This window comes from uncultured Campylobacter sp., assembly GCF_938031315.1.
Classification (GTDB): Bacteria; Campylobacterota; Campylobacteria; order Campylobacterales; family Campylobacteraceae; genus Campylobacter_B.
The window spans coordinates 1-9,739 of the sequence record NZ_CALHHT010000444.1; the positions used below are offsets into that span (position 1 = coordinate 1).

Genomic DNA, 9,739 nt, shown 5'->3' on the forward strand with positions numbered 1-9,739 from the left:
CTCCTTGGCTAAATTTAAACTCGATCGGACGACTAAAATTTTTAAAATTTTAGTGTGTTTTTGCTAGAATTTTTAAAATTTTATAAAGCGGGAGATAAAATGGCTGCGAACGACGAGACGCTAAATCTGGCGCGGGATTTCGAGCGTGACGACTTTTAACACGCCGTGTATTTGCGAGCGATTTTGGTGGCGGCAAGTGAACGCGACGGCGTATTTTGCGCCAGCGGACAGCCTGCTGCGCGGGCGGTGGCTTTAAATTTGCGATTTAAATTTAAGATGGGCGGCAAAATGATAGAGATAAAACTTTACAAAGATATTTTATGCATAACGATAGATGAAAGCCGCATCGAGCGGTTTTGCGCGCTGTTTGCCGAGCGAGAATTCGAGCTCAAACAGGGCGGCGAGAAGCTCAAATGCGATCGCGGCATGAGGCTTAAATTTGCTCGCGGCGAGCGATCCGAAGCGGTCGTGACGAAAAACTGCGTCAGCATCCTGGCGAGCGAGCGCGAATTTAACGAGATAGCGGGGCTACTTGAAAACTATCTGCGCGACGATAGGAGATTTCCGCTAGACATCTCTCTGGAGCAGCTGGGCTTCGCCATTTCGCCTCCACAGATCTGCGACATCGTATTTGAATGCGGAGAGTTTAAAGAGCGCGCGTAGCAGCGCATTTAAAAACAGATCGAAGCCGCGGTAAATTTTATCCGAGCAAAGCAAAATTTTAAAGCAGAATTCGGCGGCAAGAAACCTTGCTTACGCCAAGCGCACGGATGAATAGAATTTCGCGAAGCTTAAAATTTCAGATCCGACGCGATACCAAGAGATAAATTTCACTAAATTTAGCACAGCTTACGAGAGAGCGGCGCTAAATTTACCGCCGCGCGCCCGTGTCTATTTTATAAAGCTCGATTTGCACGGCAAGCCCTTTAAATTTTACCGTGCCGCAGCGCAGCTTAGCGACTTTTAGCCATCGCCATTTGTTTTTAAATTTTACTTTATGCGGCGCCCATACGGCTAAATTTAACCTGCCCGCCGCTAAAACGCTAACAATAAAATTTAAAAACTTGAATTGTAGGCGCGGCAGGGATCTGCCGACACCTAGCGGGCGAGCAGATAAAATTTCGCAAAGCTTAAAATTCTAAATGCGCCGCTCACGCCGAGCAGCGCAAGTGCGCGACGAGCGAGCTCTGAAACCCGGCACCCGTCGCGACTCGGTACTTTATATGCCAGCAGCGTCATGCCTTTACACCGAGCCGAGCGCCCGCGCTAAGCGACGCGTCTTTGAAAAATCCCCACGTAAAGCGCGAAAACAAAACCGATCGCGACCGCGTAAGGAGCGAACTCAGTGATGCCTTTAGGCGAGCTTGCGAGCAAGAAATTATGCGCGATCGCAGCGCCCGCCGCCATGCCGATAACGAAGACGCCCGAGCTTAAATTTCCCGTGCCGGCCTGCACCAGATGCTTGCCCGGGCAGCCCTCGCTGAGACTGAAGCAAAGTCCTGCGAGCACCATGCCTAAGAAATTCCAAACGAAATCGTTGTGTGCGATAGGCTGGCCTTCAAAGCCGAGCTTGTATTGCCCAAACGCGATATTTGCGATGCTCGCAAACGCGATGACGCTTAGTACGCCCCAAAACATCGAGAAATCGCCGCGGAAAATTCTACCGAACGCGCCGACGCTGCAAAATTTGCTTCTGTGCATCACCGCGCCCACGATAATGCCCGCAGCCAGCGAGATGCCTACCGCGGCGTGTTGCGCGCCGGGGCCTTTAGCGGAGATAAAAAGCGCGCCGCCCTCGCCCGTTTTTAGTCCGAAAACCAAGGCCGCAAGCAGCGCAGCGCCCAATAGCACGGGCAAAATTCCGATCGCGCCGCTAAGTCTTGCCTCTTTGCTCGCCTCATAGCCGCGCTTTTTAAGCAAAAACCCAATGAGTACGCCACAGATCAGACCCGCTAATCCGGCTAGCGCGGTCAAATCGCCGCCGCCTAGGCGCAAAAACGCGCGCCACGGACATCCCAAAAATACAAGGCAGCCGATCATCGCGAAAATCCCTAGGAAAAATTTCGCAAACGGCGAGCTGCCGGTAACCGGCGCGAACTCGCGCGTCCAAAGCACGCTTGCCAAAAAGCCGCCGAACACGAGCCCTATGATCTCCGGGCGGATGTATTGCACTGCGGCTGCTCGGTGAAAGCCCAGCGCGCCGGTGGTGTCGCGCAAAAAGCAAGCGACGCAAACGCCCATATTGCCCGGGTTTCCGAAATGCACTAGCGTCGCACCCAGCACGCCTAGCACGGCGCCTGCGATGATGTACCATTTAACGTTATTCATGAAAAGATCCTGAAATAATCTAGATCGACCGATCTCTTAGACGCGATTTTATCCTTTGTAAAATAAAAAGCAAATAAATTCCGATCTAAATTTGCGAAAAGCTAAATTTTAAAATCGCGCGAGCGGCCGCTAAATTTAAACGCAAACGAATCGCGGGCGTTTAAATTTAGACTCTTTGCTGCGATAGAGGTGCCGAATTTAGCCGCTCGATTTCGGCGCAGACAGATCGCAACGAGAAGCCATGACGCAGAGGCGGTCAGACGAAACGCGATACAAACGGATATAAAAGGAGCGGAGTCGAGGGGGCAGAAATGGCACAAATAGAGTGCAGGCATGACGTAGCCAAAACGCGAAAACGTCTCAGACGGGGCGCATTACTTGCCGCCAATAAAAACAAATTTCAAATGGTTTTGAAATTAAATTTCAACCTTATTTAAGTATGTAGATATATAATAATGTATTTCAATTTTATTTTAAAGGTCGAGCATGAAAAAGCAAATTTTATTGGTGCCGCTTGCGATAGGCGCAATAGGCGGAGCGAATGCGGCCGAAAATAACGCCACGAAGTCGCAGGATCTGGGTCAAATCGTCGTGCAAGCGACGGTGAGCGTGGTCGATAACCTAAAATACGCAGGCTCGGCCGGAATTTTAACCCCCAAGGATATGAAAGCCAAAACCAACGTGATCGATTCGATCATGCAGATACCGGGCGTTGATGGCGGTATGGATATGGGGCGACAGATCGGCAGGCAGTTTCAGATCCGCGGATTCGGATATCAAAGCGACGAGCGCGTCATCATCAAACAAGACGGCGTGCGCAGGAGCGTGGGAATTTACTCCAATATGATCTCATCTTTTCGCACCGATAGCGATATCTTAAAGCGCGTCGAGGTCATAAAGGGCGCCTCGTCCGTGCTGCACGGCTCGGGCGCGATCGGCGGTATCGTAAATATGCAAACCAAAAGCGCGAGCGATTATCTAAGCGAGGGCAAAAGCGTAGGCTTGATGCTAGGACAGAGGCTTGAATCAAACAATATGCATAGCACGCGCGGCGCGGTTTACGGCAAGGGCGAGGAAATTCCGATCGACGTTTTACTCTACGGCAAGCGCGCAAGCTACGGCAACGTTAAGTTCGCAGACGGCGGCACGCACTACGCCCCAGACTACGACAAGAGCTTTAATAACGAGCATATCGATACCGGATTTTTTAAGATCGGCGCGAATTTGGACGATCACCGCATAAGCTTCAGCGCCTTTGATTACGACGAAAATTTACACACGATGTGGCAGACACTATGGCAAAATGATGCAGATCTCTTCGTAAGCGGAAATTTAAGCCAGAGAGATTACGTTTTTGATTGGAGCTTTACGCCGCAAAGCCCGCTAGTGGATATGTCTTTTAAGGCCTACAAAAGCAGAGCCGAGTATAAACGCGGCTATATCGACGGCGCAGATACCGGCAGCTACACGAACAAAGACGATCGTAAGGGATTAGAGATCAAAAATATTTCGGAATTCGATACGGGCTTTTTAAATCATAGCTTCGCTTTCGGCGGCGATTACGAAAATAGGCAGGAGGATGCGATCTTTATCCAAAATGGAGCGTTAAGAGATTTCGCCTCCTTTCCGAACGAATACAATAGCTACGGGCTTTTCGCGCAGGATTTGATCCGCTTGCACGATGATTTAGAGCTTACCTTAGGCGGTAGATACGATAGATTCGATCGCAAGGTCAAAGGCAAATCCGCTAAATTTAAAGATTCGAGATTTTCTCCGCGAGCGGCGATTGCTTATACGATTTTTGATAAATTTACGCTTTTGGCCGGATACAGCGAGAGCTTCCGCGCGCCTACGCCGCATGAGACGTCGCAAGAAGGACCGATAAACATGCATTATTATTACATCCCAAATCCCGATCTAAAGCCCGAGACCGTCAAAGAGTACGAGGTCGGATTTAGTTTTAAACAGGATGAAATTTTTACGGACGATCACTTCGATATGAAATTTATCTACTTTAACGGCAAGATCGAAGATATGATCGACATTAAACCGCTACCGCATCTAGGCGTGCCGCCGGGCGGTTTTTCGCAGCAATACGGGCAGTATCAAAATATCGATCAAGCCAAAAGGCATGGTTTTGAGCTAAGCTCAAACTACCAAACGCAGGACTTTGATTTCGGCGCGAGCTTCGAGCGACTTAGAATTTACAATAAAAAGACGCACGAAAACATCAATAACCACGCCAAAAAGTTAAGCGCGAACATAGATTATTCGCCGCTGCAAGATTTGAGTCTAGGATTTCAGGTGAGCCACTATTTCAAACCTCACTCCAAACCCGCTTCATATTTTGCACGCGAGAGGGAGTATTTTTATGTAGATAAGTCCTTTACGATCGCTAATTTTAGAGGAAGCTACAAGATCAAAAACGGCGTTATTCCAGTCCTTGACGGCGCGGACGTAAGCTTTGGCGTAAATAATATTTTCGATAAGCACTACATCAACGCAAACCGCACGCGAGATACCGTAGTAGTCGGCGCGGGACGAAATTTCTACGTCGATTTGGAAGTAAGATTTTAGATTAAGCTTATACGGGCGAGGCGCGGGTTAAATTTTAAAGCTTACCCGAGCTTGCGTCCTCTTTCTTTTTAAATTTAAGCCTCATCGCGACCTTTTGGCGATGGGGCTTAAATGTGGCATAAATTTCTAGCGCTATAAAATTCCGCAATTTTTAAAATTTAACAAACTGCAAAATTTTATGGGTCGCAAAGCCCGCAAGTTGCGAAATTCCACGCCTCATCAATCAATAGCGTTGGAGCTTTTTAACACCACTAGATGTTTTTTGCCCGCAAAGCTTAGCACTACGGCAGCATTATTTTCGTCGATCTCGCGCACAAGCTCTACTCGCACATCGCTAGGTCTTGCGGTATCCGAGCTAAGCAACTCATTTTCTAAAATGCTTTTAAATGCCGAAACCTTGGGCTCTTTTGCATCCGATCTTTCTTTTGCTCCCTCGCGAAATTCCATCGTACCACTCTCGGCAGGGCTTACTTTAAGCGGCGAAATTTTATCCGCTACGCCTATATTCTCGGCGCTCTCAGAGCTTTCGTCCGCCTCCGTAGCTTCCGAACGCTCGGCACGCGCAACCTCATCGTAAAATTTATCGCGCATGCTCTCTTCGCTCATGTTCTCGCCCCTAAAAAAATCTGCGCTATCTACGTTTTTTGAGTCGTTAGAATTTTTGGAATTTAAAGCAGAGGCTTCATCTTTCTTCGCAAACTCCTGCGCGTCAGAATAATTTGGGTTCTTTGATCCGCTCTGATTTTTAAAAGAGGATTCGTTTAAAATTTTATCGATGCCTGCTTCGTCCACATCGGCGCCCTCCATGCTAGCGTCGTCTTCAAAAACCCGCCATGTCTCGTCGATACTTTTTTGCGGCTTGTGTGATAAAAATTTTCGCACGCCGACGAAAGCCGCAGCCGCAAGCAGTAATGCTACTATTATCGGCATCACGGAAATCCCGTTGCTGCTGCTTTGCGCCGTCTCATTCGCCTCACTTTTGACGCTCATCTTACTTTGATCGAAAGCGGGATTTTTTACGCGCAAAATGAGCTTTAAATTGCCGTCTTGAGTAAGAGCATCGACTGATAGATCGGCTCCGGTAGGGAAATTGATCTCGATATCCTTGCCTTTGGGCGCAATCGTAAAGCTTTTTAAGACCTTTTGATTGGTGCGCATTTCGTTAAATTTCTCATCGCCGCCAAGCCCTTTTAAAATAAGGCTCATCGACTGCCCATCGACGCTGCGCACGATGTCGGGCTTGTATGCGGAGTCAAACGCCAAGGCGATGTCGACGCTGTCGTCGTGGTTGAAAAGATCATATTGCATCAAATTGGCGCCGAGACAAAAATTTGCGATTAAAATCAAAAATATCTTTTTCATGCTCTTTCCGTTAGTTAAAAAGTTCGGCGATCTTGTTTTGTAGCTCGCGCCCGCCGTAATTTGCGCATAAATTTACGATCGCAGTGCCGATGATAGCACCGTCTGCGTATTCTTTCGTAGCACGCACATCCCCCGCCGTGCGGATACCAAAGCCGATCGCTACGGGCAGATCGCTCATTTTTTTAAGATCTGCGACCATATTTTTTAGGCGTGAAATCGGCGTTTGCTTGCTTCCGGTCACGCCGATAGCTCCCACGCCGTAGATGAAGCCCCGCGCGCGGCTCAAAACTCGCGCGGCACGGTGCTCGCTCGTAACGCTAATAAGCGGGATGAGCGCGATACCGAACTCCTCGCAAAGCGCGAAAATTTCCTCGTTTTCCTCATACGGCAGATCGGGGATTATTAGTCCGCTGATGCCGTAGCGCGCCGCCTGCGCTACAAACTCGCGCGCGCCGTAGGCAAAGATCACGTTATAATAGACCAAAAACACGAGCGGCTTGCGCGTTTGCACCTCTTTTAAAATTTCAAATACTGTGCCCGCGTTTACGCCGTTTTGCACCGCGGAGAAGCTCGCCTTAAAAATTTCCGGACCGTCCGCGAGCGGATCGGAATACGGGATGCCGATCTCAAGCAGATCGATCGCGCTTTCGTCTAAATTTGACAAAAACTCTTTCGTATGCGCTGGGCTCGGATAGCCAGCCACGATATAGCCGATGTTCGCCTTTTTGCCCGCAAAGGCCGCCTTGATCTTATCCATAAATCGTTCCTTTTTTGTAATTCATCACGGTATCCATATCCTTATCGCCCCTGCCGCTTACGTTTACGACGATCGTTTTTCTGCCTTTTAACTGTGGACAGAGCTTTTCTAAATACGCTAGCGCATGCGCGCTTTCGATCGCGGGGATGATGCCTTCGAGCCTACAGAGCAACTTAAGCGCCGTGATGCACTCATCGTCGGTTACCGCTTCGTATTTTGCGCGACTTATCTCGTGCAGATGCGCGTGCTCCGGGCCCACTCCAGGATAATCAAGCCCCGCCGAGATGCTGTGAACAGGCTCGATCATGCCGAATTTATTCTGTAGCACAATCGTTTTCATACCGTGGATGATGCCCGCGCGCCCATTGGTAATAGTCGCTGCGTGATAAAGGGTTTGTGCGCCCAAGCCGCCCGCTTCGATGCCCAAGAGCTGCACGCTAGGATCATCCACGAACGCGCTAAAAATTCCTATCGCATTGCTTCCGCCGCCCACGCAGGCTAGGACGTAATCGGCCTTGATCCCCTTGCTCGCAAGCTGCGATTTGGTCTCGGTGCCGATGACGCTTTGAAAATCCCTAACCATCTTCGGATACGGATGCGGCCCGACCGCCGAGCCGATGACGTAAAATACGCTCTCTATCTCATTCACCCACGCCTGAATCGCCGCGGTGGTCGCCTCTTTGAGCGTTTTTAAACCGGTGCCGATTTTGATCAAATTTGCGCCCAAAAGCTGCATCCTAAAGGCGTTGAGCTGCTGGCGCGCAGCGTCGGTCTCGCCCATATACACGTCGCACTCAAGCCCAAATAGCGCCGCTGCCGTCGCCGTCGCCACGCCGTGCTGGCCTGCGCCGGTTTCTGCGATGACCTTTTTTTTGCCCATTTTTTTGGCTAGTAGCGCCTGCGCTAGGGCGTTGTTGATTTTATGAGCGCCCGTATGATTAAGATCCTCGCGCTTTAGATAAATTTCATGCCCGTAGTGCTCGCTAAGGCGCGCAGCGTGATACAGCGGCGTCGGACGCCCCGCATATTCGCGCAGCAAGTAACCTAGCTCGTCTTTAAATTCCTTAGTCTGCGCTATGGTGCTGTACGCATCCTCCAACTCCTCGAGCGCAAACATCGCCGTTTCGGGCACGAACTGCCCGCCGAAACTCCCGAAATACGCCTTTTTATTCATCCTATCTCCTCGCATTAAATCGCAAGATTATATAAAATTTCGCGTTAAATTTCGCTTTTTTGACGGCACCTTTTGCGGCGCTCTTCTAAATTTATCGGATATGCAGCCGCAAAAAACGCGCGGCATAAAATAGTAAATTTTGAAATTTACACTTCAAATTGCGGCTAATGTTTTGCTTGATGAGCAGCCCCAACTTCGTAAATTTGAATAATTTGTAAATTTATTTGCTTTCATTGCTAATATCGCTCTTTTTAGAATTACCGATAGGGCAAATTATATTGTCGGCATCTGTAAGTCTTAATTTTTTCCACTCTTCAAAGCTATTAACTCTAATCAGATTATGTGGGATCTTTGACGATTCATCAATAATTTTAAGGCACTCGCTAGTTTCTCTTTTAAAATACTGTATAATAAGGTGATTATCCTCATTTTCCAAAGCCTTTTTTATACATTTTGCTTTTAACTCAACATAACCGCTGTTGCTTAGAGAATTTTTTGAAAAAAGCCTTATTGGGGCGCACTCGCTAATTATTTCCGTATAAATCATACGAAAAACAAAAAACGAAATAATTAGCAAAAATGGTAATAGAATAATATTTTTGTATCGTTTTAAAAATTTCATTTTATTTCCTTATTTAGAATTTTTATATTTTGTGGATAAAAAACCTTAGTCTTTGTGTTTTTTGCCGCTTATGCCTATACCTGCTGCTATAGAGCTTGATTTACTATCGCCTATACCATTAATATTTATAAAAGCCCAGGCGCTTAGACATAGTAGCAGATTAAAGATATATACGATAAATTTCATTCTGCCAGGCTCAATCCGGGTCTAATCATAGTCAAAGTCCTCCAAATCGTAGCCAAAAATATGCAAGGTCTTTAAGGCCAACTCTCTAACCTCTATCCAAGATTTATTGTGATAGACCAAATATTCACCTATGCCTTCTAGTAAGCTTTGATCTTTAAAGTATCTATCTATGAGCTCCATAAGTTCTCTTAGCGCATCCCTCTCGTATGGCAGGAAGCAAAATTCAAATTGCTCCAATAAAGCGTTCTTACATTCGGTATATAAAAGTTCCGCCATTTCCGACGGATCTTCATATTTATTGATTGTGGGATGAACGATATATTTGTCCTGATATTCCAAAGAAGCCATTAGGCTTAAATGAAACATAAGACCGCCTTTCTCAAATATCTCTTTTCCGTTAATTTGCATTTGGGTTTCCTTTTATTGGGATGTGGGTTTCGTTGGTTTTGGATTTTAAATCCCCGCACTCATAAAAATCGTCAAGAGTGAAACCAAGTATATTCAGTAGTTTTAATGACTTCTCCATTATCTTTTTCCAAATTTCAGGCATATTGTCATATATCTCATCGTAGTCATATTTGCTATAAAAATAATCGATCATCTCTTTATACTCTGCTATAGCTTTTAGTTCTGTTTCTGTAAATAGAAATTTGTATTCCGGCCTCTGGGCTATCTCTAGAGGATTATATACATATTCGACTAATTCGCCCGGTGTTGCATATTCATCGATAGT

The 9,739-nt window shown here is 47.2% G+C and carries 11 protein-coding genes; 2 read left to right on the top strand and 9 right to left on the bottom strand.

The genetic code is table 11. The features are described 5' to 3' along the window. Positions 1-171 precede the first annotated feature (171 nt). Positions 172-663, top strand: a complete 492-nt coding sequence (locus Q0236_RS11045) for a hypothetical protein (protein WP_297917883.1) — start codon at positions 172-174, stop codon at positions 661-663. A 435-nt stretch (positions 664-1,098) separates the two neighbouring features. Here Q0236_RS11045 and Q0236_RS11050 read toward each other — a convergent pair whose 3' ends face one another. After that, positions 1,099-1,239, bottom strand: a complete 141-nt coding sequence (locus tag Q0236_RS11050; RefSeq protein WP_297917885.1) for a hypothetical protein — start codon at positions 1,237-1,239, stop codon at positions 1,099-1,101. Positions 1,240-1,266: 27 nt separating this feature from the next. Then, positions 1,267-2,328 (bottom strand): YedE family putative selenium transporter, encoded by a 1,062-nt coding sequence (gene yedE, locus Q0236_RS11055; protein ID WP_297917888.1) that lies wholly within the window; start codon positions 2,326-2,328, stop codon positions 1,267-1,269. Positions 2,329-2,814: 486 nt separating this feature from the next. Between yedE and Q0236_RS11060 the strand changes: the two genes are divergently transcribed. Further along, entirely contained in the window at positions 2,815-4,905 is a 2,091-nt protein-coding gene (locus tag Q0236_RS11060) for a TonB-dependent receptor (RefSeq protein ID WP_297917891.1), read from the top strand. A gap of 219 nt (positions 4,906-5,124) precedes the next feature. On the opposite strand, the gene Q0236_RS11065 is transcribed toward Q0236_RS11060, so the two are convergent. From Q0236_RS11065 to Q0236_RS11095, 7 genes are all read right to left on the bottom strand, one after another. Next, positions 5,125-6,267: a hypothetical protein gene (locus Q0236_RS11065; protein ID WP_297917894.1), complete on the bottom strand. Its 1,143-nt coding sequence runs from the start codon at positions 6,265-6,267 to the stop codon at positions 5,125-5,127. A gap of 10 nt (positions 6,268-6,277) precedes the next feature. After that, entirely contained in the window at positions 6,278-7,024 is a 747-nt protein-coding gene (trpA, locus tag Q0236_RS11070; protein WP_297917898.1) for a tryptophan synthase subunit alpha, read from the bottom strand. Then, the gene (gene trpB, locus Q0236_RS11075) at positions 7,017-8,198 is read right to left on the bottom strand and encodes a tryptophan synthase subunit beta (protein ID WP_297917900.1); all 1,182 of its coding nucleotides are present in this window, start codon (positions 8,196-8,198) and stop codon (positions 7,017-7,019) included. Before trpB ends, trpA begins: the two co-directional genes overlap by 8 nt. A 220-nt stretch (positions 8,199-8,418) precedes the next feature. Next, the gene (locus Q0236_RS11080) at positions 8,419-8,820 is read right to left on the bottom strand and encodes a hypothetical protein (protein ID WP_297917903.1); all 402 of its coding nucleotides are present in this window, start codon (positions 8,818-8,820) and stop codon (positions 8,419-8,421) included. 45 nt (positions 8,821-8,865) lie between these two features. Then, complete coding sequence (locus Q0236_RS11085) at positions 8,866-9,006, bottom strand: hypothetical protein (RefSeq protein ID WP_297917906.1); 141 nt, start codon at positions 9,004-9,006, stop codon at positions 8,866-8,868. 21 nt (positions 9,007-9,027) lie between these two features. Then, positions 9,028-9,414 carry a phytanoyl-CoA dioxygenase gene (locus Q0236_RS11090; RefSeq protein ID WP_297917909.1) on the bottom strand — a complete coding sequence of 129 codons (387 nt, stop codon included), beginning with the start codon at positions 9,412-9,414 and terminating at the stop codon, positions 9,028-9,030. Beyond that, positions 9,404-9,739, bottom strand: a 336-nt coding sequence (locus tag Q0236_RS11095; protein ID WP_297917912.1) for a hypothetical protein, incomplete at its 5' end; no start/stop codon positions are given. The genes Q0236_RS11090 and Q0236_RS11095, both read right to left, overlap by 11 nt.

Bases quoted from the DNA above. Each gene is read 5' to 3' on its own strand.
- Q0236_RS11050 (WP_297917885.1), bottom strand. From the start codon at position 1,239: ATGACGCTGCTGGCATATAAAGTACCGAGTCGCGACGGGTGCCGGGTT.
- yedE (WP_297917888.1), bottom strand. From the start codon at position 2,328: ATGAATAACGTTAAATGGTACATCATCGCAGGCGCCGTGCTAGGCGTG.
- Q0236_RS11060 (WP_297917891.1), top strand. From the start codon at position 2,815: ATGAAAAAGCAAATTTTATTGGTGCCGCTTGCGATAGGCGCAATAGGC.
- Q0236_RS11065 (WP_297917894.1), bottom strand. From the start codon at position 6,267: ATGAAAAAGATATTTTTGATTTTAATCGCAAATTTTTGTCTCGGCGCC.
- trpA (WP_297917898.1), bottom strand. From the start codon at position 7,024: ATGGATAAGATCAAGGCGGCCTTTGCGGGCAAAAAGGCGAACATCGGC.
- trpB (WP_297917900.1), bottom strand. From the start codon at position 8,198: ATGAATAAAAAGGCGTATTTCGGGAGTTTCGGCGGGCAGTTCGTGCCC.
- Q0236_RS11080 (WP_297917903.1), bottom strand. From the start codon at position 8,820: ATGAAATTTTTAAAACGATACAAAAATATTATTCTATTACCATTTTTG.
- Q0236_RS11085 (WP_297917906.1), bottom strand. From the start codon at position 9,006: ATGAAATTTATCGTATATATCTTTAATCTGCTACTATGTCTAAGCGCC.
- Q0236_RS11090 (WP_297917909.1), bottom strand. From the start codon at position 9,414: ATGCAAATTAACGGAAAAGAGATATTTGAGAAAGGCGGTCTTATGTTT.